Below are 24804 nucleotides of genomic sequence, written 5' to 3' on the forward strand. Positions count from 1 at the left end.
TTCGACCGACGGGTCGGCCAACGGACAGCAGGACCCGATGCGCAGCCGGCTTTCCAGCCTCCTCCCCGTGCTCTCCGGTCTCGCTGCCGGCTTCCTGGTTGCGGGTCCTCTCGCACCGATCGCACACGCCCAGGCACCGGGCGGGCCCCCGCCCAAGGTCACCGTGGCCAAGCCGGTGGTGCGCGAGATCGTCGAGCAGGACCAGTATACCGGCCGCTTCGACGCGATCGATTACGTCGAGGTCCGGGCCCGGGTCACCGGATACCTGGAGAAGATCAACTTCACCGACGGCCAGACGGTGAAGAAGGGTGATCTGCTGTTCGTGATCGATCGGCGCCCCTACAAGGCGGCCCTGGAGCAGGCCCAGGCCGCCCTCGCCTCCGCCAAGGCGCGCCAGTCCTTCTCGCAGACCGACTTGGAGCGCGCCCAGACCCTCTCCCGGAGCGGCAACATCTCTGAGCAGGTCACCGACCAGCGCCGGCAGGCCTCGCTGACCGCCCAGGCCGATGTCGACAGCGCCCAGGCGGCGCTGAACAATGCGCAGCTCAACTACGACTTCAGCGAGGTCAAGGCGCCGGTCAACGGCCGGATCAGCCGGCGGCTGGTCACCGAGGGCAACATCGTCAGCGCCGACCAGACGATGCTGACCACGATCGTGTCGCTCGACCCGATCTGGTTCAGCTTCACCGTCGATGAGAAGTCGTTCCTGAAGTACCAGAGCAGCCTCGGCATCGGCATGGGCCAGACCCAGCAGGGCAAGGGCGTGCCGATCATGATCGCCTTGTCCGGCGAGGCGAAGCCGACCCGCAAGGGCACCCTCGACTTCGTCGACAACCGCGTCGACAACGCCACCGGCACGATCCTGCTGCGCGCCACGGTCCCGAACGCCGACCAATACATCAAGCCCGGCCTGTTCGGCATCGTGTCGATGCCGGCCACCAAGCCGTTCCAGGGCGTGATGATCCCCGACGAGGCGGTCGCCGCCAACCAGGACAAGCGCATCGTCTACGTGCTCGGGCCCGACAACGTGATCCAGCAGAAGGACGTGGTGCTGGGCCCGAAGGTCGACGGCTACCGGGTGATCCGCAGCGGCCTGAAGGGCGACGAGAGCCTGGTGGTCAACGGCATCGCCCGCGTCCGTCCGGGGGCCAAGGTCACCCCAGAGACGGTCGAGCTGCCCCCGAGCAAGACGTGAGCCGGACCGGCTCGATACGACTGCATCCGCGCGCGCCGCGCCGCGTGCGCCGCACCGACGACGCAGGGCCCCGACCGGGTGACCGGCGGGCCTCAGAGGTTTGACCGATGCGTTTCGCCCACTTCTTCGTCGATAGGCCGATCTTCGCGTCGGTCACGTCGATCGTCTTCCTGATCCTCGGCTTCGTCGCCTACGAGAGCCTGCCGGTCTCGCAATACCCGGAGATCGTGCCGCCGACCGTGACCGTGCGCGCCTCCTATCCGGGCGCCAACGCCGAGACTGTGGCCGCCACGATCGCGACCCCGATCGAGCAGGAGGTCAACGGCGTCGACAACATGCTGTACATGACGTCGTTGTCGACCAACGACGGCAACATGCTGCTGACCGTGACCTTCAAGGTCGGCACCAACCTCGATATCGCCAACGTGCTGGTGCAGAACCGGCTGTCGGTGGCGCAGCCGCGCCTGCCGCCGGACGTGCGCAACCTCGGCGTCACCGTGCGCAAGGCCTCGCCCGACCTGATGCTGGTCGTGCACCTGCTCTCGCCGAACAAGACCTACGACCAGAACTACCTCGCCAACTACATCTACCTGAACATCCGCGACGAGCTGCTGCGCCTCGACGGCGTCGGCGACATCACGGTGTTCGGCGGTAACGAGTATGCCGAGCGTATCTGGGTCGATCCGAACAAGCTCGCCGCCTACGGCCTCTCGGTCACCGACGTCACCACGGCCCTGCAGGAGCAGAACGTCCAGGTGGCCGCCGGCCAGCTCAACGGGCCGCCCGCCGCCAAGGGCGAGGCGTTCCAGCTCGTCGTGCAGTCACAGGCCCGCTTCAAGACGCCGGAACAGTTCGCCGAGGTGATCATCAAGGCCCAGGACGGGCGCCTCGTCCGGGTCAAGGACATCGCCCGCGTCGAGATGGGCCAGAAGGACTACACCACCAACTCCTACCTCAACGACACCCCCGCGGTGGGCATCGGCGCGTTCCAGCGGCCCGGCACTAACGCGCTCGAGGCGGCCACCTCGGTCAAGCAGGTGATGGAGACGGTCAAGAAAAACTTCCCGCCGGACGTCGAATACCGCATCGCCTACAACCCGACCGAGTTCATCGAGGAATCGATCCAGGAGGTCTACAAGACGCTGTTCGAGGCGGTCGGCCTCGTGGTGATCGTGGTGCTGGTGTTCCTCCAGAGCTGGCGCACTGCCCTGATCCCGGTCATCGCGATCCCCGTCTCGCTGATCGGCACCTTCGCGGCGATGGCGGCGTTCGGCTTCTCGCTCAACAACCTGACCCTGTTCGGTCTGGTGCTCGCCATCGGCATCGTGGTCGACGACGCCATCGTCGTGGTGGAGAACGTCGAGCGCAACATGGCCGAGGGGCTGTCCCCGGGCGATGCTGCGCACAAGACCATGGACGAGGTCGGCGGCGCGGTCATCGCCATCGCCCTCGTGCTCGCCGCGGTGTTCGTGCCGACGGCGTTCATCCCGGGCATCTCGGGCCAGTTCTACAAGCAGTTCGCACTGACGATCGCGGCCTCGACCCTGATCTCGGCGTTCAACTCGCTGACCCTGTCCCCGGCTTTGTGTAAACTGCTGCTCGTGCCGCACCATGCGCGCAAGGAGCCGAAGTTCTTCCTGACCCGGTTCGTCAATTGGCTCGCCAACGGCTTCAACCGAGCCTTCGACGCCACGTCGGACTTCTACGGCCGGACGATCCGCGTGCTCACCGGCGGGTTCGTGGGACTGGCGGCGATGCTGGTGGTCTACGCCGCGGTGATCGCCGGGACCCTGCACCTCGCGCAGACGACGCCGACGGGCTTCATTCCGGACCAGGACCAGGGCTACCTGATCGGCGTCGTCCAGCTGCCCTCCGGCTCCTCGCTCGATCGCACCACCGACGTGATTCTGCGGGCCGCCAAGCAGGCCAGGACGGTGCCCGGCGTCGCCAACGCGGTGATCATTGCTGGCTTCGACGGAGCGACCTTCACCAACACCACCAATGCCGGCGTGATGTTCCTCACCCTCACGGGGGCGAAGGAACGCGCCGGTCAGGGGCGTAGCGCCGGGGTGATCACCGGCGAGGTGCTGAAAGCCACCTCCGACATCCAGGAAGCCCGGGTGATCGTGATCCCGCCGCCGCCGGTGCGCGGCCTCGGCAACGGCGGCGGTTTCAAGATGCAGATCGAGAGCCGCCAATCCTCGGAGATCGGCCCGCTCATGGCCGCGGCCGGCGAGGTGATCGGCCAGGCGAACCAGAGCGCCGATGTGCAGCGGGTGTTCACGACCTTCGACAACGCGACGCCGCAGCTCTTCCTCGACATCGACCGCACCATCGCGCGGATGCTGAACGTGCCGCTCGCCAACGTGTTCTCGTCGGTCCAGGCGGATCTCGGCGGCACTTACGTGAACGACTTCAACACGCTCGGGCGCATCTACCAGGTGCGCCTGCAGGGCGACGCCGCCTTCCGCTCCTCGATCCAGGACATCTCGCAGATCAAGGTGCGCTCCTCCACGGGTGCGCTGGTACCGATGGGCACCCTCGCCTCGGTGCGCGACGTGACCGGCCCACAGATCGTCCAGCGGTTCAACCTGTACTACTCGGTCCCCATCCAAGGCGTGGCCAAGCCCGGCGTCTCGACCGGACAGGCCCTGACCGCCATGGAGGAGATCGCCAAGAAGGTGCTGCCCGAGGGCTACGCCTACGATTGGACCGAGATCGCCTTCCAGCAGAAGGCTGCGAGCGGCACCGCCGGCGCCGTCTTCGCCCTGGGCGTGCTGCTGGTCTTCCTGGTGCTGGCCGCGCAGTACGAATCCTGGGCTCTGCCGCTGGCGATCCTGCTGGTGGTGCCCACCGGCGTGCTCGCCGCGCTTGCCGGCGTGCAGTTCCGGGGTCAGGACAACAACATCCTGACCCAGATCGGCTTGATCGTGCTGATCGGCTTGGCTGCCAAGAACGCGATCCTGATCGTCGAGTTCGCGCACGACATCGAGCAGCGCGAGCGCCGGGGCCCGGTGGAGGCGGCGGTGGAAGCCTGCCGGCTGCGCCTGCGCCCGATCCTGATGACCGCCTTCGCGTTCATCCTCGGCACCCTGCCGCTGGTGATCGCCACCGGCCCCGGCGCCGAGATGCGCCAGGCCCTGGGCACGGCGGTGTTCTTCGGGATGATCGGCGCGACCTTCTTCGGCCTGTTCCTCACCCCGGTCTTCTACGTGGTGATCCGTCACTTCTCGCTCTGGCTCGGCCGCCTGCGGGGCAAGTCCTCCCACGGCGACCATGGCGGAACGGCCGCAGCTCACGGCTGAGGCGAGCCCGGCCCTCAGCGATGACGCGATCCTGGAGCCGCGCCCGACCCTGACCGGTCGGGCGCGGCTTCGTTTGTGACGGCACACCGAGTCCCGTGTAGAGGCGTGTCATGCACGTGCTCGGCCGCCTCTTCCTCGGAGCCTTCGCGCTCCTCCTCGCCGTCCCGGCCGGCGCAGCGATTCTCCTGCTGGCGCTCCTCGTCGATCCGACCGCCAATGCCTGGCTGACCAATGGGGCGCTCGCGAGCGTCGACATGGCCCTGTCCGATCTCTCGGCGGGGCTGCCGCCGGAGGGGCTAGCACTGCTGATCGCCGGCCTCGCCCAGGCTTTGTTCGTCCTGCTGTTCGTGCCGCCGGCTCTGGTCGGGTTCGCCGGCGAGATGTTTTCGCGCCGCGGCTTCCTCTGGTACGGCGCCGGGGGCGGCCTCTTGACCGCCGCCCTGCCCTGGCTCGTCCGCGGTGCTGTGCGCCCGGCGGCGACGGGCGCCGACCCGGGGCTTCTCGCCGCCGAGGCGCGGCTGACGCTGATCCTGTTCGTCGTCGGCGCCAGCGCCGGCCTGGTCTACTGGCTGGTCGCCGGACGCTGCGCCGGGTTCTCCCGGCCCGAACGGCATGCCGGAGGCGCATGATCGCTTGGTCCGGTGTCGGACCGTCCGCGCTTGGCCGCGGGCGCCTCCGCGCGGTAGAGGAAAGCCGTCACGAAGCGGATTCCGATGCTCGCCCTGCGCTCCCTCGCCTTCAACGTCTGCTTCTACGCGGTGACGACGCTGCTGGCGCTGGGCGGCCTGCCCACGCTGGTCTCCCGCCGCGCGGTGCTGCGGCTCGCCCGGCTCTGGGGCCGGATTACCCTGTGGCTGCTGCGCGTGGTCGCCGGCATGCGGGTCGAGTTCCGCGGCCTCGAGAACATCCCGAAGGGGCCGCTGCTGGTCGCGGCCAAGCACCAATCGGCCCTGGAGACCCTGGCGCTCTGCACGGTGTTTCCGGAATTCGCCTATATCCTCAAGCGCGAGCTGCTGCTGATCCCGCTGATCGGCTGGTACCTGTCGCGCAGCGGCATGGTGGCGATCGATCGCTCCAAGGGCGCCCGTGCGATGAGCCTGATGAATGCGGCCGCGGCCGACGCCATCCGGGATGGCCGGCAGCTCATCATCTTCCCGGAGGGGACGCGCCGCGCGGTCGGGGCGCCGCCGGCCTACAAGCAGGGCCTGTCGCATCTCTACACGGCCCTGAAGGTGCCCTGCCTGCCGGTGGCGCTGAACACTGGCCAGTTCTGGGCGCGCAACAGCCTCGTCCGCCGGCCCGGTACGGCGGTGATCCAGTTCCTCGAGCCGATCCCGCCCGGCATGGGCCGCCCGGAATTTCAGGCGCTGGCGCAGGAGCGGCTGGAGGCGGCTTCGAACGCCCTGCTTGAAGGCGGCCCGAAGGATTCTGCGCCCCAGAGCGCTTCGTCATCGGCCGCCGAAGCGCCCGTGGGCGCCGCACCCCGCCGCTGATTTTTTGGAGACGGCAAAGGCCGATTCCATAGGCCCCGGTGCTACGCGGCGGCCAGGGCTGCTGCTTGTGGATAACCCACCCGATCACCACATTCCTCCGTAGGAACGTTGCGCTTGACGCTTGTGGATATCGCGCGGTAGGTTGGAACAAATGGCGAACAGAAGAGCCCTGTCCTGGTCAGCCGCGCTTCGCGACCTGAAGGACGATCGCACGCGGAGACAGGATGTGCGTGAAGAACGCCTCAAGACGACCGCAGGCCTGCGCGGCACGCCGGCCCTCCCCCTCTCGGCTTGGCGCGGGCGCTCGGGCCGGCGCTACGTGGTCGGGGTCCATCCGGCCGGCGCCTTCGACCTCGACGAAATGGCGGAAGCCGTGGTGATCGCCGTGCGCCGTGATGACACCGGCATCGCCGAGATGGTCTCCGTGGCCACCTCGAACGAGAGCCCGCGCGACCACCTCCGGCGGACCTGGCTCGATCGGGTGCGCAACAGCGGCGCCACCGAACTGCACGTCCATCGCCTGGCCGACGACGCGGCCGAGCGGGTAGCGATCGTCAACGACTTGCAGCTCGACACGGTCGAGCCCGCCCAGGTCTGATCGAGAAATCGAGTCTGATCGAGAAATCGAATCCCGAGGGGCGGATCTGTCCGCCCCATGGTCGACCGATTCAAGCGCTGCCCCAGTTTCGCCCCGTGCATGGCCTCAAGGCGGGGCCTCTTGCCCCCGAACCGGGGCGGATGACGGGGAGCGGAGCGCATGGTTCAGGATCGAACGCAGCCGGGCGGTGATGCGCAGGCCTCACTGGCGCAGACGGCGCGGCGGTTCCGGCTGGGGCTGTTCCTCCCCTACATCCTGCTCGCGCTGCTGGTGGTCGCCTGGTCTGTCGCCTGGTTCTGGATCCGGGGGCGCGCCGCCACCGAGATCGATGGCTGGATCGCCCGCGAGGCGGCAGCCGGCCGCACCTGGACCTGCGCCGACCGGTCGCTCACCGGCTACCCGTTCCGCATCGAGCTCCGCTGCAGCGCCGTGACCCTCGACCGGTCCGACGGCCGTTTCCGCCTCGGCCCGTCCACCGCGGTGGCGCAAGTCTACCAGCCGCGCCTGGTGCTGTTCGAGAGCGCCGGGCCGTTCCATGTCGAGCAGGGCGCGCTCACCGGTGATGCGTCCTGGAGCAAGCTCCAGGGCAGCATCCACGGCGCGTCGGACGGCTTCACCCGCGCTTCGCTGGTGGTGGACGGCCCGAACGTTACCGTCACCGGCGCTGATCCGGGGCCGATCGCGGTCGCGGGCCAGCATCTGGAGCTGCACGCGCGGCCGACCCCCGGCCGCTACGAATCCGAGGGCGCGGTCGATGTGAGCCTGCGTCTGGCCCAGGCCGCCGTGCCGCAGCTCGACGCGCTCACCGGCAATCCCGCCCCGGCCGATCTGTCGTTGGATGCTACGCTCACCCAGGCCACTGTCCTGCGGACCGGTCCCGTGCCGCGGGAGCTGGAGCGCTGGCGCCAGGCCGGCGGTACGCTTGATCTGACGGCTCTGTCGCTCGCCAAGGGCGACCAGCGCGTGCAAGCGAAGGGCACGCTCGCTCTGGACGATACACACCGCCCCGTCGGGCAGCTCGATCTGCGGGCGGCGGGGGTGGATGCCCTGATTGGCAGCGTCGTCGGGCAGCGCTTCGGGTCTGAGAAGGGGGCGCTGGTCGGCCAGCTGGTCGGCGGCCTGCTGGGGCTGGGGCGGCAGCCCGACCGGGATGCGCCGGCGGGTGCGGCGCCGCTCAAACCCTTGCCGCCGCTGAAGTTTGTCAACGGGCGGATCGTGTTCAGCGGCTTCCCGATCCCCAATCTCTACCTGCCGGTCCTGTACTAGATCGGCTACAGGACAGCCATGACAGCCCCGATCCCTCCGGCCCGCGTCAAGATCTGCGGGCTCAGCACGCCAAAGACCCTCGAAGCCGCGTTGACGGCGGGCGCGGATTGGATCGGGCTCGTCCACTTTCTTCGAAGTCCCCGCCACGTTTCCTTCGAACAGGCTTCGAAGCTGTCCGCCCAGGCCCGCGGCCGGGCCGAACGCGTCGTGCTGCTGGTCGATCCGGATGATGCTTTGGTCCAGGCGGCGGTCGAGGCCATGGATCCGGACCTGATCCAGCTCCACGGGCGCGAGAGCCCGGAGCGGGTGGCGGCGATCCGGGCGCTTTCCGGCCGGCCGGTGATGAAGGCGATCGGCGTCGCGACCCGGGCCGACCTCGACGCGATTCCGGCCTATGCCGGGGTGGCCGACCGGATCCTGCTCGATGCCAAGCCGCCGCCGGGGGCGGCGCTGCCCGGGGGCAACGGCCACCGATTCGACTGGGCGATCCTGGCCGATGCCGAATTGCCCGACGGCACCATGCTGTCCGGTGGGCTGGACGCCTACAATGTCACGGAGGCGCTCACCAGCACCGAGCTCGGCGCTGTGGATGTGTCCTCGGGGGTCGAATCGGCGCCCGGCCTGAAAGATCCGGACAAGATCGCGGCCTTCGTGGCCGCGGTACGGGCGGCCCGCTGAGGGCCTCCGTTCAGCGCGGTGCCGGCAGGGCGGTGCGGCCGGTATTGGGCACCGTGTAGGCCGTGCCCTGCGTCTCGCTCTCGGGGGCGTAGGCACGCAGACGGTTGGCCTCGCGGCGGTGGTAGCGGACATTCGCCCGGGTCTTGCCCTGGCCGAGCCAGGTGAAGACGCCGCCCACCACGATGCCGAGCGCCACCGCGCCGAACAGGATCGCGTAGAGCGGCAGGTTCACGCTGAACACCGGGGCGTCCGCATTGAACGGATCGAAGGAGAGCGGCACCGGTGCCCGGTTGGCCACTGCCAGCAGGATTACCAGGGCCGCGATCGGCAGCAGCACGAGGCTCTTCAGAAAACGGATCATCGCGCTCACAGACCTTTTCCTACTCGGCGGCCGACGCGCTCTCGCCGATGCCCGCGGCGTTGAGGCGCTGGCGCATCTCCTTCCCGGTCTTGAACACGGGAATCGCCTTCTCGGACACGGCAACGGCTGCGCCGGTGCGCGGGTTGCGTCCCTTTCGCGCTTCCCGGCGCTTCACCGAGAAGGCGCCGAAGCCGCGCAGTTCCACCCGGTCGCCCCGGGCCAGCGCGTCCGAGATGGTGTCGAGGATCGCGTTGACCAGGATCTCGACGTCGCGCTGGTAGAGATGCGGGTTCTGCTCGGCGATCTTGAGGACGAGCTCCGACTTGATCATGGCGTCTGGTCTTCTCGGGGGATCGGGGCGGGCTTCGGGTGCGGGGGCGCTCAGGGTTCCGGGCGCCACAGGACGAGCAGGCCGCCGCTCGCGGTCTCGGCCTGGGTGCCGACGGCCCGCAGCCGCCCGGCGAGCCCGTCGAGGCCCAGGAGGTCCGCACCGATGCCGGCAGCCGACCAGAGCGAGAAATCGCTCTCCTTGCTGGGCTTCCAGTCCTTGATCGGCAGGTCCTTCGGCACGCCCCGGTTCGCCTCCAGCCAAGCCACGGCCTGGCGCTCGCCGCCGAGCTCGTCCACCAGCTTCAAGGGCACGCTCTGGCGGCCGCTGAAGACCCGCCCGTCCGAGACGGCGGTGAGCTGGCCGGCATCCATGCCCCGGCGCTCGGCCACCAGGCCCTTGAACCAGGCATAGGTGTCGCCGACCACGGCAGCGAGGGCGGCGCGCGCCTCCGGGGTGGTGGGGGTGAAGCCCGAGGGCTCGGCCTTGAGCGGCGAGGATTTCACCGACTCGACCTTGACCCCGACCTTGTCGAGCAGGCCCGACAGGTCCGGGTACTGGAACAGCACGCCGATCGACCCGACCAGGCTGGTCTCGCGGGCGACGATGTGGTCGGCCGCGATGGCGGTGATGTAGGCGCCCGAGGCCGCGGTGCCGTCCACGAAGGCCACGATCGGCTTCTTGGCGGCCAGCGCCCGCAGGTTGCGGAAGATCTCTTCGGAACCGGTGGTGGTGCCGCCCGGTGAGTTGATCGAGACGACCACGCCCTTCACGGCGTCGGACTCGCCGACCCGCTTCATCAGCTTGGCAGTCGATTCGCTGCCGGCGATGAAGCCCGAGACGGAGATGCGGGCGATCTGTGGGCCGACCGCGAAGGCGCCGTCGGCGCCGGCCCGGACCCGGTAGCCCAGCGCGCCCACCGCCACGATCAGGCCGCCGATCCCGAGCACCCGCCACAGGGACAGCCTGCGGCGCAGGCGCCGGCGGTCGATCAGCAGTTCGGCGTCGGCTGCCATGCGGTCGCTTCCCTTCGCCTCCCCGGATCGGCCCCGTGATGGGGTGCGGGGGCGAGGCCCCGCGCCGGGCAAGTCCTTGGTTTCCTTTGCCTCGCGCGGCCGGAGCCGCCCGAGGCCGGTGTTCTAGAGCATTTTCCGCGGGCCTGGATATGGGCCGCGCGAAGAAAATGCGGGGCCCCCGGGCAGACCCTCAAGCCGGGCTGCCGTCAGGCGGCTCGCGTGCTCACGGTCGAGGTCGGTAATCCGTAGGACGCGTCGCGTTCCGGCCAGGACCCGGGCAGCGCGCCTCACGAAGATGGATCCCAGGGGTCAATGACAGTGAGGCCGGCCGCCGCGAACGGGGCGGTATCGCGGGTGGCGACGGTCAGTCCGTTAGCGAGGGCGACCGCTGCGATGCAGGCATCGGCGGTCTCGATTCCGCTCCCTGCCTTGCGTACCCTCGCCAGCAGTTCGGCATAGGCGGTCGTGCAAGCCAAGTCGAACGGCAGGACACGCCCGACAAACATGGGCAGCACGCCCCGCTCCAGGTCCTCATGCAGTGTCGCTCTGCGCTTTCCGGCCGGTAGCAAGGTTACGCCGGCGCGCAGTTCGGCGACGGTCATGGCAGACAGATAGAGTGTTTCCAGAGGTTGCCTGTCGATCCATTCGATGACGCGGGCCTCGGGCGCATGCCGGAGCGGCTCCGAAACCACGTTCGTATCGAGGAGGATCATTCAAAGCACGCTGCACGGGCCGGGGTTGTGTCGCGCACGCTCTTGAAGATGGCGATTTCCTCGTCAGTCAGCCTGATCTTGCGGCCGATCTCGGCCAGCAGCGAACCCAGTTTGATCCGGCCTTCCGGCCTCACCGCAGATTCCAGGATATGGCGCATTTCGGCCTCGACGCTGCGACCGTGTTGAGCGGCCCTTACGCGGATCGCGCGATGCACCTCATCGGGCACATTCCGAACGGTCATGGATGGCATCTGTCAAAACCTCTGCATGATGGCGAGGATTGCATTTTATCAATCTGCAATCAACTTTGTCCTCGGCACCGCGAGCGGCGAGATCCATCTTTCAAGATGATGTTCCCGACTGAAGCCGCGGCCTCAATGCGGTCGAAGCCTCCAAGCGGCGTGCCAGTATCGGCGGCAGAGAAGGTTCGAGGACTCGACGGATCCCAGCGCTCCAGAAACCCCAACGCACAACGAAAAACCCGCGCGGGACGGGTGTCCCGCGCGGGTTTTTTAAACGGATCCGAAACCGCCGCCCGGCCGAGCCGGGCGGCGAAACCGGCTGGTCTCAATCGTCGTCGGAGCGCTTCTTGTTGAAGGCCGCGCCGAGGATGTCACCCAGCGAGGCGCCGGAATCGGCGGAGCCGAACTGGGCCATCGCCTCCTTCTCCTCGGCCACTTCCAGGGCCTTGATCGAGACCTGGACGCGGTGGGCCTTGCGGTCGAACTGCACGACCCGCGCATCGAACTTCTCGCCGGCGGCGAAACGCTCGGGGCGCTGGTCGCCGCGGTCGCGGGCGAGTTCGGCGCGACGGACGAAGGTGGTCATGTCGGTGTCGACGATCTTCACCTCGACGCCCGAATCCTTCACCTCGACGACTTCGCAGGTGACGATCTGACCCTTCTTGATCTCGCCGGCCTCGGCGAAGGGGTCACCGCCGAGCTGCTTCACGCCCAGCGAGATCCGCTCCTTCTCGACGTCGACGTCGAGAACCTGGGCGCGGACCATGTCGCCCTTCTTGAACTCCTCGATGACCTGCTCGCCCGGACGGTTCCAGTCGAGATCCGACAGGTGGACCATGCCGTCGACATCGCCCTCGAGGCCGATGAACAGGCCGAACTCGGTCTTGTTCTTGACCTCGCCCTCGACCTCGGAACCGACCGGGTGCTTCTCGGAGAAGGCCTCCCAGGGGTTCTGCAGGGTCTGCTTGAGGCCCAAGCTGATGCGGCGCTTGACCGGATCGACTTCCAGGATCTGAACCTCGACCTCCTGGGAGGTGGAGACGATCTTGCCCGGATGGACGTTCTTCTTGGTCCAGCTCATCTCGGAGACGTGGATCAGGCCCTCGATCCCCGGCTCCAGCTCCACGAAGGCACCGTAATCGGTGATGTTGGTCACGCGGCCCTTGAGCTTGGCGCCCTCCGGGTAGCGAGCGGCGATGCCCTCCCACGGATCGGCGAGCAGCTGCTTGATGCCGAGCGAGATGCGGTGCGTCTCGTGGTTGATCTTGATGATCTTGACCTTGACCGTCTGGCCGATGGTAACGACCTCGGACGGATGGTTCACGCGGCGCCACGCCATGTCGGTGACGTGCAGCAGGCCGTCGATGCCGCCGAGATCGACGAAGGCGCCGTACTCGGTGATGTTCTTGACGACGCCGTCGATGACCTGACCCTCTTCGAGGTTGGCCACCAGCTCCGAGCGCTGCTCGGCGCGGCTCTCTTCGAGCACGGTGCGGCGCGACACGACGATGTTGCCGCGGCGGCGATCCATCTTGAGGATCTGGAACGGCTGCGGGGTGCCGAGCAGCGGGGTGACGTCGCGGACCGGGCGGATATCGACCTGCGAGCGCGGCAGGAACGCCACGGCGCCGTCGAGGTCGACGGTGTAGCCGCCCTTGACCTGGTTGAAGATCGTGCCGGTGACGCGGTCGTTGTTCTCGAACGACTTCTCGAGCTTGACCCAGCTCTCCTCGCGGCGGGCCTTGTCGCGCGAGATGACGGCTTCGCCGAGGGCGTTCTCGATCCGGTCGACATAGACCTCGACCTCGTCGCCGACCTTCAGCTCGCCTTCCCGGCCGGGGCCGGTGAATTCCTTGAGTGCGACACGGCCTTCCGTCTTGGCGCCGATGTCGATGACGGCCACGTCCTTCTCGATCGCGACGACGCGACCCTTGACGACGGACCCTTCGGTGATCTCGTGTTCGAGGAAGCTCTCCTCGAGGAGGGCGGCGAAATCATCGCGGCTCGGGCCACGCCCCAGAGCGGTACCTGCGGACATTCTCTCTCCTGAACGGCCTCCGGCGGAGGCCCGTTGCGTCGGCGGCTCGCGTTGCACGCACCCCCGGTTCGCCGCGGCCGCTCCCGAAACCCTGAGGGAGTGGCGACCGGTCCCGCGGGATCCGGCTTGCCGACGCGTCGATACGGATGACGAGGGCGATCCAGCCGACGACGCGGCGGCGCCAAAATGAGCGCGCGCGAGCGGAATCCGGCAGGACGCGCGCTCCTTACAACATCGGCTTAACGACTTCAACCGAGGAGGGTTTCTCGGCGCAGGGCGGGGGTTGGAGGGGGGTATTGTCAGGGACGGGCTGGTTTGGCGGGTTGCCGATACGGTTTTCGACCGGGGGCTGCGCTTTGCCTCGGCTCCCTGTGTTGCCGCCAATGGACTTGCTCAGATGCCGGATGAGGCGCGGATTCCCCTCGCCCCGCATGCGGGAAGCGCAGGCGAAGCCGGAGCGGCAGTGAGGGGGCTTGCACGGACGAGTCTCCTCCGGAGCCGCCCCCTCACCCTCGGCTGCCGCCTCGCCGCGCCGACGACGAGGTCGTCGCGGCCCTCTCCCCGCAAGCGGGGCGAGGGGATCACAGGGGGAAGTGACGGCGCTCAAGGCAGCTAGGAAGCCTCCACCCTGCTGCCCGATCAGGCGGCCTGGGCGAGGACAGCCTGCGCGTCGCCGACCTCGTCGGTGTGCACGTCGAACTGCACCAAGTAGGCGGTGCCGAAACTGGTGGTCAGGGCGCAATCGGTGGCGTCGCGGCCCCGGGCCATAACGATCCGGGCGATCCGCGGCTGGTTGTGCCGTGCATCGAACGTGTACCAGCGCCCGCCCTCGGGGCCTTCCAGGTAGACCTCGAACCAGGCCGAGAAATCCATCGGGGCCGGGTCCTTCGGCACGCCGATATCGCCGAGATAGCCGGTAGCGTAGCGGGCCGGGATGTTCATGCAGCGGCACAGGGTGATCGCGAGATGCGCAAAATCCCGGCAGACGCCGACCTGCTGGGTGTAACCGTCGAAGGCCGTGCGGGTGGCGTCGGCCTGCTGGTAGTCGAACCGCAGGCGGTTGTGGGCGAAGTCGACGATCGCCTGCACCCGCGCCCAGCCCTCCGGCGTCCCGCCGAACAGCGACCAGGCGATGCCCGAGAGCTTGTCGGTGTCGCAGTAGCGCGAGCCGAGCAGGTACATCAGCACGTCGTCCGGCAGGTCCTGAACCGGGATCTGGCGCGCCTCGGGGGCCTGCGCGTCCGGTAGGCCGCTATCCGCGATGGTGAAGTCGGCCGCCATGGTGATCCGGCCGCCCGGGGCGACGATGCGGGTGGAAACATTGCCGAAGGCGTCGACGTGCTGGCGCGCCGCGACCGGCGGATCGAAGGTGATCACCTCCGGGGTGACGAGGTCGCTCCGGTGCTCGGGGCGCACGTTGAGGAGCAGGTTCATCGGCGTCGGGCCGAGCGTGTCGAAGGCGATGGTGAAGCCGGTGCGGACGTGCATGGGGAGAAACCGTGGACGAAGCCAGCACGGAGCGGTGCTGTCGGGTGGGCGCATATAGTAATGGAGCCTAAAAGATTCAGGTCGGCCAGTGGTTCCGCCCTGTCTATCAGTCGTCGGCCGTCCCGGTGCTCGAATTTGCGGCACCCTTAGCCTCTAGCTTGATCGCGCCGCGGATCTTGCGCGTTCTCCGTGCAGCCCTGCCGTGCCCGGCGCCATGTTGCATCGCACAGGGCAGGCTCGTATCGCTGCCGCCGAACAGACCCGTGGAACGGCCCGGCATTGCTGCGCGCGACCGTCCCGCCGCCGGACGAACGCGACCCATGACCCTCGACAAGCTTTCCCTGCCCAAGGACAAGATCCGGGTCCTGCTGCTCGAAGGCATCAACGACAGCGCCGTCGCGCTGATGCAGGCGGCCGGCTACACCAATCTGACCCGCCTGCCGAAGGCCCTCGACCGCGACGCGCTGCACGAGGCGCTCCAGGGTGTGCACATGGTGGGCATCCGCTCGCGCACGCAACTCGACGCGGCGGCCTTCGAGGCGGCGGACCGGCTGCTGGCGGTGGGCTGCTTCTCGGTGGGCACCAACCAGGTCGATCTGGAAGCGGCGCGCCATCGCGGCATCCCGGTGTTCAACGCACCGTTCTCCAACACCCGCTCGGTGGCGGAACTGACCATCGGCGAGATCGTGATGCTGCTGCGCCGGATCGTGCCGCGCTCGGTGGGCGCCCATGCCGGCCGATGGGACAAGTCGGCGGCGGGTTCCCTGGAGGTCCGCGGCAAGACGCTCGGCATCGTCGGCTACGGCAATATCGGCACGCAGCTCTCGACGCTCGCCGAGGCGATGGGCATGCGGGTGCTGTTCTACGACCACACCGACAAGCTGCGCCACGGCAACACCGAGCCGACCAAGACCCTGCACGACCTGCTCGGCCAGTGCGACGTGATCTCGCTCCACGTCCCCGAGACGGAGGCCACCGCCAACATGATCGGCGCGGCCGAGATCCGGGCGATGAAGCCGGGCGCGTTCCTGATCAATAATGCCCGCGGCACGGTGGTCGATCTCGACGCCCTCGCGGCGGCCCTGCGCGACGGCCACCTCAAGGGCGCGGCCATCGACGTGTTCCCGGTCGAGCCCGGCTCCAATGCGGAAGCCTTCGTGAGCCCGCTCCAGGGCATCGAGAACGTGATCCTGACCCCGCATATCGGCGGCTCGACGGAAGAGGCCCAGGAGCGCATCGGGGCCGAGGTCGCCCGCAAGCTCGTGGACTATTCCGATATCGGCTCGACGGTGGGCGCGGTGAATTTCCCGCAGGTCCAGCTACCGGCCCGGCCGACCGGCACCCGCTTCATCCACGTCCAGCGCAACCTGCCGGGCATGCTCGGGCGGTTGAACGACGTGTTCTCCCGCGGCCAGGTCAACATCGCCGCGCAGTTCTACCAGACCGACGGCGAAGTCGGTTACGTGGTGCTGGAGACTGACGCCACCGACGCGGATGCCGAGGCGCTGCTCACCGAGATCCGCGCCATCCCGGGCACGATCCGGGCGCGCCTGCTCTACGAGCGCCGCTGACCGGCACCGATTTCGCTGCGACCGCATCGAACGCGGGCTCTGTTGCCGCGTTCGCCTTGCGCGGCGGCGCCGGGCGCTGTTCAAGTCATGCCCGGCCGCTTTGCTGATGGATCGGCCGGTCGGCGGAGGATGTGCGGTGACGAAGCGTATTGGATGCGGATTGGCCGGCCTCGTGCTCGGTCTGGCCGGGACGATAACGGTCGTCTCCGATGCGTCCGCGGATTGCCTGCGCCGGATCTACAACCGCTCGACCTACGTCCTGGTCGCGCGCCAGGACGGCGGCCCGCCCGCGACCCTGCTGCCGGGCCAGTCCCTGCCGGTCCGGTTGTCGCGGCCGGGCCAGATCGCCATCTCGGCCTATTGCGGGCTTCCGGAGGCCGGGGGCAGCCCGGTCACCCAGGCGAGCTTCGATTACGAGGCCGTGCTCGACCGCTGCTTCGTCCGGTTTGGGAGCGACGAATTCTTCGCGTCCCAGCTCGGCCGCGGCTTCTTCGGCACGCAGGAGACCGCGCCGTTCACGGTCAACAACCCGAAACAGGGCGATATCGTGCTGGGCCCCTCGTCCCTGCCCGCCTGCCCGGTTCCGGGTGCGGTGCTCAGCCGGCGCGGCTGAGGGGCATCGTCGTTTCCCGAAAGCCGAAACCCGCCTTTCGGGATGATGCGCTAGAGAAAATGCCGGAAGACGACCCGCCGGTCCTCGGGGGCGCCGGGCGGCGGTGGGGCCGCCGGCGCCAGGAACGGGCTGGCGAGGCGCAGCGCGATCAGGCTGAGGGCCGCGAGCGCTGGGGCGACGTATCGGAACGGGCGAGCGATCATGTGCGCCTCCGTCGCGGCGTAGCCGACCCAGGCGATGACCTGGGTGCAGCCCTGACGCGTGAAGAGAACATCGCACCACGGCGCGGGATGCGGCGTGTTGAAGCGCACATGGGTAACGTTAAGCCGGCTCACCGGTGCCGGCGGGTCTCGGCGCGCACGCGCCTGACGTTTCGATCCGCCCGGGTTACGGACCTCCGATTGCGTCCGCAGCGTCGCTGGCGCCCGCAGGTGCACGCTCCTATGGTGGCCCTCTGCGGGAGTTTTGCCGCGCACGCCGCGACTTTGCTTCCCTGCGCCGAACCAACAGCGTGAACGAGGACGCGCGTATGCTGACCCAGACTGGCAACTCGATCCTGCGGGGGGATCTCGGCGTCGAGGAGACCATCGAATCCGACAACATCGTCCGGTGGGATGGCGATCGGCTCTATGTCGAGCAGGACGTATTCCACAACGGCCAACTCGTGCACCGCAAGTACCGGCGCACCGTGACCGAGCCCGTCGCCCAGGCGCTCTGGGCGATCATCAACCGCGCCAAGCAGTGAGGGTTTGCGGGTAGAGTTCAGCGCTGCAAGCGCTAGGCAACGCTGGAGAGGCCGATGGCCTCTTCCGCGTTCCTCAGTCGTGTCGATGGGCACCGCACCTTTGAGGCGCGCGCTCTGTGCAGGCCGCGACGTGCCCCCTCTCCCGTGCGGGATAGGGCTGGGGTGAGGGACCAGGGTCTTCCGGAGAGGTCGCACACCTCACCCTGTCCCTCTCCCGCATGAAAGAGGGACCTGCGCTTTATGCGGACGGCCCAGTCCAAGAGACCTCGATCTTAGGCGCCGCCTGGAGCGGCAGCCGGCCGCGTCGGAGCTGGCCCTACGCCGCCACCGCGTTCAGGGGCGCGGTCGTCGAGAGCTGTTCGGTCTGGAGCGCATCGAGGCGGCTATGAGCGTTGTCGAAGGCGCTCCGGAGCGTCGCGCTCGCGTCCTCCACGGCGACCAGCACCGCCAGCTTCTGGCTTGAGGCGCGATCGGCGATGCTGCGGGCGGCCGAGAGCAGGGATTGCTCCAGGTTCTGGAATTCGGCCGCGGCCTCCTTGCCCGTCTCGCGGGTGGCCGCCGCCAGGCGTTCGAGCGCTGCCTCGAGGGCATGACGCAGGACAAGCGTGCGCACGCGCTCCTGAAGGAGCGCCCTCTCGTCGAGTTTCATCGGATTGGGTCCGCGACTGGGAACGCAGGCAAGATCTCATACTTCCCCGAACCCCGCAGCCACCTTTTTGCAACAGCGCAATACTGTTTCTCCATCCACGGGGTGTTGCGCCGGGATCGGGATGGTTGCTGAGCTTTCGGATGATCTATCGTTTGTCTGAAGTACTCCAAGTGTTAAGGCTTTATTTGCCCTCTTGGCAGGGCTTTTGACTTCGATCCCACGGGCATCGATGCGCCTTTCGAGCCGCGGATTCAAATGGAAGGTGGATATTCGCGGCTTCGTCACACCCGCGCGATCGCGGTGTCGACTGGATCGCAAGGCGCTGGCATCGCGCGATCCCCGACCGTGGCGGACCCGTGGATGGCTTCGCTGCGCGCAAGGACGGTCGCGAGTGGGGCGGATCTGTCGAAAGACCGCGTCAGTACGGCGTCCCGGCCCGGCGCTGCGTGCGCAGGGCCTCGGCGTACCAGGCGAGCTCGTCCAAGAACTTGGCGGTCGCCGTCTCGATCCAGGCGTCGGTGGGCGTGCCATCCTGGTCCAACACCTTCTGAAGGCGCGGGATCGGCAGAAGCGAGGGGATGCTGGGCATGCCGAGTTCGGCGAGCATCGCCCGGAGCGGCATCGCTGCGCGCACCCCGCCGAACTGGCCGGCCGAGTAGCAACAGATCGCCGAGGGCCGCCAGTAATACTCTTCCAGAAAGTGATCGAGGGTGTTCGACAGGGCCGGCGGGACGCCGTGATTGTACTCGGCCGAGACCACCAGGAAAGCATCCGCGCCGCGGTAGAGCTTGGCGAGGCGCTCTAGCGGCTCCGGGGCGGTGCCGCCCGGGTGTTCCTTGTACATGCGGTCGAGGAGCGGAAGGCCGAGCTCGGCGGGATCGACCAGCGGGGCCACGTGGCCGCGCGCTTCGAGCCGGGCGATCAGGAACCGCGCCGCCCGGATACCGATCCGGTCCGAGCGGACGCTGCCGAGGATGACCGGGACGGTGAGAGGCATGGCGATCTCCGATCAGCCCGATCAGGTCTTCGAGGTGGCCGTGAGCGCGGTTGCGGCGAGCCCCACCGGTCCGGTGGTCGCGTAGGCGGCGATCGCCTTCGTGACCTGCTGAAGCAACGCTTGCAGGCCGTCCTCGATCCCGCTGGACGCGGTCGTGTCGCCGGTCGTGGTGCCGGAGACCGACGCAGCAGCGGTGCTGTCGCTGGCGGATGGGGTCGCGCTCGTGGCATTCGCGGCATCGGTCCCGACCGGGCGCGCGTGATGGCCGTGATGGTGGTGGACCGGCGCGGCATTCCCCGAACTCTGGCTGTCGTCCGAGCCCAGCGCAGAGGCGGAACCATCGGCGGCGCTCGACGAGCTCGTGGACGCCGCGAGGCCCCCCTGCGCGGTGATCTGGCTGTAATCGGACTGCACCTGCAGCAGCGACGCCATCAGGTCGCTCGACAAGGCCGGGCCGGAGGCCGTGCTGCCGGAGGTCGTGGTCGCGCCCGACGACGCACTCGCCCCCTGACCGGCGACCGCGAAGGCGTTCGCGTCGGGCTGCTGCGCGGACGCCGCTCGCGTCTGCCGCAGGGCGCTGATCAGGTCCCGCTGGAGGCTGCTGCTGGTGACCGAACCGACCGACATGATACGCCCTCGCGAAATTCTTTCACGGGACCAGGCACGGCGCGTTCCAGAATTTCGCTAGTGATTTCAAGGGCCGGACCGGGGATCGGGCTGGCAGGATCGGCCGCGCGGCAGATTTTGCCGGTGTTGGGGCGGTGTCTTGGCCCGGGCGGATAGCCAAGCGTGCACGCCCTCCCTTTGTGGGCTGGCGCCTTCATAGAGCGCGGCCCGGATGGTTCTCGGCGGTAGGAGAAGTCGCTCCGAGGCCAATACGCGCCCTCCCTCCCCCCTCGGCGGGGGAGGGTGGCCCCCGAAGGGGGTCGGGAGAGGGGAGCGACGGCGCAGAACAGAACTCTGCCCGTCATGCCGGTCGCGTCCTTTGCTGAACCCGGACTCCCCTCTCCCGACCCGGCCTGACGGCCGGCCCACCCTCCCCCGCAGAGGGGGGAGGGAGACGCGCTTGGGGTTGGCCTCTGCCCGCATCCCGCCGATCCTCATGCGATCCTTATAAGTTCGCCGCGCTCTCCGTCTCGAACCCTAACGCGGTTCCCGCCCATAGTCCGGGTCGGCCGGGATCGGTCGCGGCAGGGCCGCGCCGCCGGCAGAACCGACGCGGATCCATCATGCTCGACCTCATCTTCATCGCCGCGGGGCTGGCCTTCTTCGCCCTGAGCGAGGGCTACGCCCTGCTCTGCGACCGCTTCTGAGGCAGGCCGCCATGAGCCTCGACCTCACCCTCGGCGCCCTCACCACCCTCGGGCTCCTCGGCTACCTCACCTACGCCCTCGTCCGCCCCGAGCGGTTCTGAGCGGCCCGGACGGAATCCTCCCATGACCCTCAACGGCTGGATGCAGATCGCGCTGTACTGCGCGGTCGTCTTGGCGCTGGTGAAGCCCCTCGGGCTCTACATGACGCGCGTGTTCAACGGCGAGCGCACCTGGCTCTCGCCGATCCTGGCACCGGTGGAGCGCGGCTTCTACCGCGCCGCCGGCATCGACCCCCGCCAGGAGCAGCATTGGCTCGCCTATGCCGGCGGGGTGATCCTGTTCCACGGGCTCGGCTTCGCCCTGCTCTACGCGATCTTGCGGCTCCAGGCGCTCCTGCCGCTGAACCCGGCCGAGCAGGCCGCCGTGGCGCCGGACCTCGCCTTCAACACGGCGACGAGCTTCGTCACCAACACCAACTGGCAATCCTACGGGGGCGAGACCACGCTCTCGTACCTCGCCCAGATGCTGGGGCTGACGCACCAGAACTTCCTGTCGGCCGCCACCGGCATCGCCGTGGCCGTGGCGCTGATCCGCGGCTTCGCCCGGGCCTCCTCCGGCACGATCGGGTCGTTCTGGGTCGATGTCACCCGGGCCACCCTCTACGTGCTGGTGCCGCTCTGCATCCCCTATGCGCTGTTCCTGGTCTGGCAGGGCGTGCCGCAGACGCTCGGCGCCTCGATCGACGCGACCACGCTTGAGGGGGCCAAGCAGACCATCGCGATCGGCCCGGTGGCGAGCCAGGTGGCGATCAAGATGCTCGGCACCAACGGCGGCGGCTTCTTCAACGCCAACGCCGCGCATCCGTTCGAGAACCCGACCGCGCTGTCGAACTTCGTCCAGATGGTCTCGATCTTCGCGATCGGCGCCGCGCTCACCAACGTGTTCGGCCGCATGGTCGGGGACGAGCGCCAGGGCTGGGCGATCCTCGGCGCCATGGGGATCCTGTTCCTGGCGGGCGTCGTCGTCACCTACTGGGCCGAAGCGCAGGGCGGCTCCGTGCTCAACGGCCTCGGATTCACCGGCGGCAATTTCGAGGGCAAGGAGGTCCGCTTCGGGATCAGTGCCTCGGCCCTGTTCGCCGTGATCACGACGGCGGCCTCCTGCGGCGCGGTCAACGCCATGCACGACAGCTTCACGGCGCTGGGCGGCATGATCCCGCTCATCAACATGCAGCTCGGTGAGGTCGTCATCGGCGGCGTCGGCGCCGGCCTCTACGGCATGCTGGTCTTCGTGATCGTGGCGATCTTCGTGGCCGGCCTCATGGTCGGACGCACCCCCGAATACCTCGGCAAGAAGATCGAGGCGCGGGAGGTGAAGATGGCGATGCTCGGCATCCTGTGCCTGCCGCTGATGATGCTGGGCTTCACCGCCCTCGCCACCGTGCTGCCGGCGGGGCTGGCCGGGCCGGCCAATGCCGGGCCGCACGGCTTCACCGAGATCCTCTACGCCTACACCTCAGCGGCGGCCAACAACGGCTCGGCCTTCGGCGGACTGACGGCCAACACCGTGTTCTACAACAGCACGCTGGCCATCGGCATGCTGGTCGGCCGGTTCTTCGTGAAGATCCCGGTGCTGGCCATCGCGGGCTCGCTCGCCGCCAAGAAGACGCTCCCGGCCTCGGCCGGCACCTTCCCGACCCATGGCGGGCTGTTCATCGGCCTCCTGGTCGGCGTGATCCTGATCGTCGGCGGGCTGACCTTCTTCCCGTCCCTGGCGCTGGGACCGGTGGTCGAGCAGCTCGCCGGCGCCGCCGGCCAGACCTTCGCGACAGGAGGCTGAGATGCCGCGCACGCTCCCGACCCGGCGCATGCCGCGCCATCACCTGATGCTGCACCGGGCGCCCCTGCCCCGGCACCGGGCCAGCGCGCCGCCGCCGCGGACCTCCGACCTCGTGCTGGCGCTGCTCGGCGTCCTGCTGCTCGCGGCCCTGGCGCTGATGGCGGCCTGGGCGCTCACCGCCGGCACCCCGGCCCCCTGACATCCCGAGGCGCGCCCGCGCCTCCCCGCCCCTCTCCGGACACCCGATCCATGTCCCGCAAGACCGCTTCCCTGTTCAGCCCCGCTCTGGTCGGGCCGGCGCTCGTCGGCTCCGTGAAAAAACTCGATCCGCGCGCCATGATCCGCAACCCGGTCATGTTCGTGGTCGAGGTCGTGGCCGCGCTCACCACCGTTCTGTTCGTCCGCGACGTCGCCACCGGCGCCGGCGACTTGCTGTTCTCCGGCCAGATCATCCTATGGCTGTGGTTCACCCTGGTCTTCGCCAACTTCGCCGAGGCCCTGGCCGAAGGCCGCGGCAAGGCCCAGGCCGACAGCCTGCGCCGCACCCGCACCGAGACGATGGCCAAGCGCCTCACCGGCCCGGGTGACCGCTACGAGACCGTCCCGGGCACCAGCCTCAAGATCGGCGACGTGGTGCTGGTCGAGGCCGGCGACCTGATCCCCTCCGACGGCGAGGTCATCCGGGGCGTCGCCTCGGTCAACGAGGCCGCGATCACCGGCGAATCCGCACCCGTGATCCGCGAATCCGGCGGCGACCGCTCGGCGGTGACCGGCGGCACGCAGGTGCTCTCCGACCAGATCCGCGTGCGGATCACCGCGGCGGCCGGCTCGACCTTCGTCGACCGGATGATCGCCCTGGTCGAGGGTGCGTCCCGGCAGAAGACCCCGAACGAGATCGCGCTCAACATCCTGCTCGCCGGCCTGACCCTGGTCTTCGTGTTTGCGGTGGCCTCGATCCCGAGCTTCGCGTCCTATGCCGGCGGCGCGATCCCGCTGATCGTGCTGGTCGCGCTGTTCGTCACCCTGATCCCGACCACGATCGGCGCGCTGCTCTCGGCCATCGGCATCGCCGGCATGGACCGGCTGGTGCGCTTCAACGTGCTCGCCCTGTCGGGTCGGGCTGTCGAGGCAGCGGGCGACGTCGACACGCTGCTCCTCGACAAGACCGGCACGATCACGCTGGGCAACCGCCAGGCCACCGAGTTCCGGCCGGTCGCCGGCGTGAGTGCGGCGGACCTCGCCGACGCGGCCCAGCTCGCCTCGCTGGCCGACGAGACCCCGGAGGGCCGCTCGATCGTGGTGCTGGCCAAGGAGGCCTACGGCATCCGGGCCCGGGACATGGCCGGCCTCAACGCCAGCTTCGTGCCGTTCACAGCCCAGTCGCGCATGAGCGGCGTCGATCTCGACGGCGTCTCGATCCGCAAGGGCGCGGTCGAGGCGGTGATCGCCTCGGTCTCGGCGCAGCCGATGGCGAGCCGGGGCTCGAACGCCGCCCTGGCCTACCAGCCGGAGGCGGAGCCCGACTCCGTCGCCGAGATCCGCGCCATCGCCGAGACGATCGCCAAGGCCGGCGGCACGCCGCTGGCGGTGGCCCGCGACGGCCGACTGCTCGGCGTCGTCTACCTCAAGGACATCGTGAAGGGTGGCATCCGCGAGCGCTTCGCGGAGCTGCGCCGGATGGGCATCCGCACGGTGATGATCACCGGCGACAACCCCATGACCGCCGCCGCCATTGCCGCGGAGGCCGGCGTCGACGACTTTCTCGCCCAGGCCACCCCGGAGGACAAGCTGGCGCTGATCCGCGCTGAGCAGGCCCAGGGCAAGCTCGTCGCCATGTGCGGCGACGGCACCAACGATGCCCCGGCGCTAGCCCAGGCCGATGTCGGCGTCGCCATGAACACTGGCACGGTGGCGGCCCGCGAGGCCGGCAACATGGTCGATCTCGATTCCGACCCGACCAAGCTCATCGAGATCGTAGGCATCGGCAAGCAGCTGCTGATGACCCGCGGCGCGCTGACCACGTTCTCCATCGCCAACGACGTGGCGAAGTACTTCGCCATCATCCCGGCGATGTTCCTGGGGCTCTACCCGCAGCTCCAGACGCTCAACGTGATGGGTCTCGCCTCGCCACAGAGCGCAATCCTGTCGGCGATCATCTTCAACGCCCTGATCATCGTGGCGCTGATTCCGCTGGCCCTACGGGGCGTGACCTACCGCGCGGTGGGCGCCGCCGCGCTGCTGCGCCGGAACCTGCTGATCTACGGGCTCGGCGGCGTCCTGGTGCCGTTCGCCGGCATCAAGGCCATCGACCTCGCCGTCACCGCCCTGCACCTCGCCTGAACCGGTTCCCTCCTGA

General features: G+C 68.8%; 25 protein-coding genes. 14 read left to right on the forward strand and 11 right to left on the reverse strand.

All coding sequences use genetic code 11. The annotated features are described in order from the left end of the window. Positions 1 to 37 precede the first annotated feature (37 nt). The 7 genes from BM228_RS15770 (at position 38) to BM228_RS15800 (ending at position 8535) form a co-directional block, all read left to right on the forward strand. Positions 38 to 1195 carry an efflux RND transporter periplasmic adaptor subunit gene (locus BM228_RS15770; RefSeq protein ID WP_092042156.1) on the forward strand — a complete coding sequence of 386 codons (1158 nt, stop codon included), beginning with the start codon at positions 38 to 40 and terminating at the stop codon, positions 1193 to 1195. A gap of 107 nt (positions 1196 to 1302) precedes the next feature. Then, positions 1303 to 4500: an efflux RND transporter permease subunit gene (locus BM228_RS15775; protein WP_092042158.1), complete on the forward strand. Its 3198-nt coding sequence runs from the start codon at positions 1303 to 1305 to the stop codon at positions 4498 to 4500. Positions 4501 to 4610: 110 nt separating this feature from the next. Further along, complete coding sequence (locus BM228_RS15780; protein ID WP_092042159.1) at positions 4611 to 5129, forward strand: hypothetical protein; 519 nt, start codon at positions 4611 to 4613, stop codon at positions 5127 to 5129. 84 nt (positions 5130 to 5213) lie between these two features. Beyond that, complete coding sequence (locus BM228_RS15785; protein WP_092042161.1) at positions 5214 to 5993, forward strand: lysophospholipid acyltransferase family protein; 780 nt, start codon at positions 5214 to 5216, stop codon at positions 5991 to 5993. A gap of 151 nt (positions 5994 to 6144) precedes the next feature. Then, complete coding sequence (locus BM228_RS15790) at positions 6145 to 6591, forward strand: hypothetical protein (RefSeq protein WP_092042163.1); 447 nt, start codon at positions 6145 to 6147, stop codon at positions 6589 to 6591. A 159-nt stretch (positions 6592 to 6750) separates the two neighbouring features. After that, entirely contained in the window at positions 6751 to 7857 is a 1107-nt protein-coding gene (locus BM228_RS15795; RefSeq protein ID WP_092042164.1) for a DUF2125 domain-containing protein, read from the forward strand. 18 nt (positions 7858 to 7875) lie between these two features. Then, entirely contained in the window at positions 7876 to 8535 is a 660-nt protein-coding gene (locus BM228_RS15800; RefSeq protein ID WP_092042165.1) for a phosphoribosylanthranilate isomerase, read from the forward strand. A gap of 10 nt (positions 8536 to 8545) precedes the next feature. Here the strand turns inward: BM228_RS15800 and BM228_RS15805 are convergent, their stop codons facing one another. The 7 genes from BM228_RS15805 to BM228_RS15835 all read right to left on the reverse strand — a co-directional run bounded on the left by BM228_RS15805 (position 8546) and on the right by BM228_RS15835 (position 14721). Continuing rightward, positions 8546 to 8896: a LapA family protein gene (locus tag BM228_RS15805; RefSeq protein WP_092042284.1), complete on the reverse strand. Its 351-nt coding sequence runs from the start codon at positions 8894 to 8896 to the stop codon at positions 8546 to 8548. A 19-nt stretch (positions 8897 to 8915) separates the two neighbouring features. Next, positions 8916 to 9227: an integration host factor subunit beta gene (locus BM228_RS15810; RefSeq protein WP_007559930.1), complete on the reverse strand. Its 312-nt coding sequence runs from the start codon at positions 9225 to 9227 to the stop codon at positions 8916 to 8918. 50 nt (positions 9228 to 9277) lie between these two features. Then, entirely contained in the window at positions 9278 to 10240 is a 963-nt protein-coding gene (gene sppA, locus BM228_RS15815) for a signal peptide peptidase SppA (RefSeq protein ID WP_092042167.1), read from the reverse strand. A 287-nt stretch (positions 10241 to 10527) separates the two neighbouring features. After that, complete coding sequence (locus tag BM228_RS15820; protein WP_092042169.1) at positions 10528 to 10953, reverse strand: type II toxin-antitoxin system VapC family toxin; 426 nt, start codon at positions 10951 to 10953, stop codon at positions 10528 to 10530. Next, positions 10950 to 11204, reverse strand: coding sequence for a FitA-like ribbon-helix-helix domain-containing protein (locus tag BM228_RS15825; protein WP_092042171.1), 255 nt, complete (start codon positions 11202 to 11204; stop codon positions 10950 to 10952). The genes BM228_RS15820 and BM228_RS15825 overlap by 4 nt, the downstream gene beginning before the upstream one ends. 316 nt (positions 11205 to 11520) lie before the next feature. Further along, entirely contained in the window at positions 11521 to 13233 is a 1713-nt protein-coding gene (gene rpsA / locus BM228_RS15830; RefSeq protein ID WP_092042172.1) for a 30S ribosomal protein S1, read from the reverse strand. Between the two features lie 639 nt (positions 13234 to 13872). Next, a complete protein-coding gene (locus BM228_RS15835) occupies positions 13873 to 14721 on the reverse strand; it encodes a transglutaminase-like domain-containing protein (RefSeq protein WP_092042174.1) in 849 nt (282 codons plus the stop codon). 320 nt (positions 14722 to 15041) lie between these two features. Here BM228_RS15835 and serA point away from each other — a divergent pair, with 320 nt between their 5' ends. After that, the gene (serA, locus tag BM228_RS15840) at positions 15042 to 16292 is read left to right on the forward strand and encodes a phosphoglycerate dehydrogenase (RefSeq protein ID WP_092042176.1); all 1251 of its coding nucleotides are present in this window, start codon (positions 15042 to 15044) and stop codon (positions 16290 to 16292) included. Positions 16293 to 16428: 136 nt separating this feature from the next. Next, on the forward strand, positions 16429 to 16905 hold the full coding sequence (locus BM228_RS15845; RefSeq protein WP_092042178.1) for a hypothetical protein: 477 nt from the start codon (positions 16429 to 16431) through the stop codon (positions 16903 to 16905). Between the two features lie 50 nt (positions 16906 to 16955). On the opposite strand, the gene BM228_RS15850 is transcribed toward BM228_RS15845, so the two are convergent. Next, the gene (locus BM228_RS15850; RefSeq protein ID WP_139234097.1) at positions 16956 to 17240 is read right to left on the reverse strand and encodes a hypothetical protein; all 285 of its coding nucleotides are present in this window, start codon (positions 17238 to 17240) and stop codon (positions 16956 to 16958) included. A 194-nt stretch (positions 17241 to 17434) separates the two neighbouring features. Here BM228_RS15850 and BM228_RS15855 point away from each other — a divergent pair, with 194 nt between their 5' ends. Continuing rightward, positions 17435 to 17650, forward strand: a complete 216-nt coding sequence (locus BM228_RS15855) for a hypothetical protein (RefSeq protein ID WP_092042182.1) — start codon at positions 17435 to 17437, stop codon at positions 17648 to 17650. A gap of 316 nt (positions 17651 to 17966) precedes the next feature. Here the strand turns inward: BM228_RS15855 and BM228_RS15865 are convergent, their stop codons facing one another. The 3 genes from BM228_RS15865 to BM228_RS15875 form a co-directional block, all read right to left on the reverse strand. Then, the gene (locus BM228_RS15865) at positions 17967 to 18299 is read right to left on the reverse strand and encodes a hypothetical protein (protein ID WP_092042186.1); all 333 of its coding nucleotides are present in this window, start codon (positions 18297 to 18299) and stop codon (positions 17967 to 17969) included. Positions 18300 to 18717: 418 nt separating this feature from the next. Beyond that, positions 18718 to 19296, reverse strand: coding sequence for an NADPH-dependent FMN reductase (locus BM228_RS15870; protein ID WP_092042187.1), 579 nt, complete (start codon positions 19294 to 19296; stop codon positions 18718 to 18720). 21 nt (positions 19297 to 19317) lie between these two features. Beyond that, positions 19318 to 19923, reverse strand: coding sequence for a hypothetical protein (locus BM228_RS15875; protein WP_092042189.1), 606 nt, complete (start codon positions 19921 to 19923; stop codon positions 19318 to 19320). A 697-nt stretch (positions 19924 to 20620) separates the two neighbouring features. On the opposite strand from BM228_RS15875, the gene BM228_RS15885 reads away from it, so the two are divergent. Genes BM228_RS15885 through kdpB form a run of 4 tightly spaced genes read left to right on the forward strand, consistent with a single transcriptional unit; the run spans position 20621 to position 24788 of the window. Continuing rightward, on the forward strand, positions 20621 to 20710 hold the full coding sequence (locus BM228_RS15885; RefSeq protein ID WP_007559906.1) for a K(+)-transporting ATPase subunit F: 90 nt from the start codon (positions 20621 to 20623) through the stop codon (positions 20708 to 20710). 22 nt (positions 20711 to 20732) lie between these two features. Continuing rightward, positions 20733 to 22448, forward strand: coding sequence for a potassium-transporting ATPase subunit KdpA (gene kdpA / locus BM228_RS15890; protein WP_092042192.1), 1716 nt, complete (start codon positions 20733 to 20735; stop codon positions 22446 to 22448). A 1-nt stretch (position 22449) separates the two neighbouring features. After that, the gene (locus BM228_RS15895) at positions 22450 to 22647 is read left to right on the forward strand and encodes a hypothetical protein (protein ID WP_092042194.1); all 198 of its coding nucleotides are present in this window, start codon (positions 22450 to 22452) and stop codon (positions 22645 to 22647) included. A 50-nt stretch (positions 22648 to 22697) separates the two neighbouring features. Then, on the forward strand, positions 22698 to 24788 hold the full coding sequence (kdpB, locus tag BM228_RS15900; protein ID WP_092042195.1) for a potassium-transporting ATPase subunit KdpB: 2091 nt from the start codon (positions 22698 to 22700) through the stop codon (positions 24786 to 24788). The last annotated feature ends 16 nt before the right edge of the window (positions 24789 to 24804 follow it).

The organism is Methylobacterium pseudosasicola (genome assembly GCF_900114535.1).
GTDB lineage: Bacteria > Pseudomonadota > Alphaproteobacteria > Rhizobiales > Beijerinckiaceae > Methylobacterium > Methylobacterium pseudosasicola.

Excerpts from the sequence above, each read along its gene's own strand:
- serA (WP_092042176.1), top strand. The coding sequence starts at position 15,042 with ATGACCCTCGACAAGCTTTCCCTGCCCAAGGACAAGATCCGGGTCCTG.
- BM228_RS15805 (WP_092042284.1), bottom strand. The coding sequence starts at position 8,896 with ATGATCCGTTTTCTGAAGAGCCTCGTGCTGCTGCCGATCGCGGCCCTG.
- BM228_RS15810 (WP_007559930.1), bottom strand. The coding sequence starts at position 9,227 with ATGATCAAGTCGGAGCTCGTCCTCAAGATCGCCGAGCAGAACCCGCAT.
- BM228_RS15800 (WP_092042165.1), top strand. The coding sequence starts at position 7,876 with ATGACAGCCCCGATCCCTCCGGCCCGCGTCAAGATCTGCGGGCTCAGC.
- BM228_RS15855 (WP_092042182.1), top strand. The coding sequence starts at position 17,435 with ATGCTGACCCAGACTGGCAACTCGATCCTGCGGGGGGATCTCGGCGTC.
- BM228_RS15790 (WP_092042163.1), top strand. The coding sequence starts at position 6,145 with ATGGCGAACAGAAGAGCCCTGTCCTGGTCAGCCGCGCTTCGCGACCTG.
- BM228_RS15870 (WP_092042187.1), bottom strand. The coding sequence starts at position 19,296 with ATGCCTCTCACCGTCCCGGTCATCCTCGGCAGCGTCCGCTCGGACCGG.
- BM228_RS15820 (WP_092042169.1), bottom strand. The coding sequence starts at position 10,953 with ATGATCCTCCTCGATACGAACGTGGTTTCGGAGCCGCTCCGGCATGCG.
- BM228_RS15865 (WP_092042186.1), bottom strand. The coding sequence starts at position 18,299 with ATGAAACTCGACGAGAGGGCGCTCCTTCAGGAGCGCGTGCGCACGCTT.
- BM228_RS15775 (WP_092042158.1), top strand. The coding sequence starts at position 1,303 with ATGCGTTTCGCCCACTTCTTCGTCGATAGGCCGATCTTCGCGTCGGTC.
- BM228_RS15895 (WP_092042194.1), top strand. The coding sequence starts at position 22,450 with ATGCCGCGCACGCTCCCGACCCGGCGCATGCCGCGCCATCACCTGATG.
- BM228_RS15785 (WP_092042161.1), top strand. The coding sequence starts at position 5,214 with ATGCTCGCCCTGCGCTCCCTCGCCTTCAACGTCTGCTTCTACGCGGTG.
- BM228_RS15795 (WP_092042164.1), top strand. The coding sequence starts at position 6,751 with ATGGTTCAGGATCGAACGCAGCCGGGCGGTGATGCGCAGGCCTCACTG.
- kdpB (WP_092042195.1), top strand. The coding sequence starts at position 22,698 with ATGTCCCGCAAGACCGCTTCCCTGTTCAGCCCCGCTCTGGTCGGGCCG.
- sppA (WP_092042167.1), bottom strand. The coding sequence starts at position 10,240 with ATGGCAGCCGACGCCGAACTGCTGATCGACCGCCGGCGCCTGCGCCGC.
- kdpA (WP_092042192.1), top strand. The coding sequence starts at position 20,733 with ATGACCCTCAACGGCTGGATGCAGATCGCGCTGTACTGCGCGGTCGTC.
- BM228_RS15835 (WP_092042174.1), bottom strand. The coding sequence starts at position 14,721 with ATGCACGTCCGCACCGGCTTCACCATCGCCTTCGACACGCTCGGCCCG.
- BM228_RS15825 (WP_092042171.1), bottom strand. The coding sequence starts at position 11,204 with ATGCCATCCATGACCGTTCGGAATGTGCCCGATGAGGTGCATCGCGCG.
- BM228_RS15875 (WP_092042189.1), bottom strand. The coding sequence starts at position 19,923 with ATGTCGGTCGGTTCGGTCACCAGCAGCAGCCTCCAGCGGGACCTGATC.
- rpsA (WP_092042172.1), bottom strand. The coding sequence starts at position 13,233 with ATGTCCGCAGGTACCGCTCTGGGGCGTGGCCCGAGCCGCGATGATTTC.
- BM228_RS15885 (WP_007559906.1), top strand. The coding sequence starts at position 20,621 with ATGAGCCTCGACCTCACCCTCGGCGCCCTCACCACCCTCGGGCTCCTC.
- BM228_RS15780 (WP_092042159.1), top strand. The coding sequence starts at position 4,611 with ATGCACGTGCTCGGCCGCCTCTTCCTCGGAGCCTTCGCGCTCCTCCTC.
- BM228_RS15770 (WP_092042156.1), top strand. The coding sequence starts at position 38 with ATGCGCAGCCGGCTTTCCAGCCTCCTCCCCGTGCTCTCCGGTCTCGCT.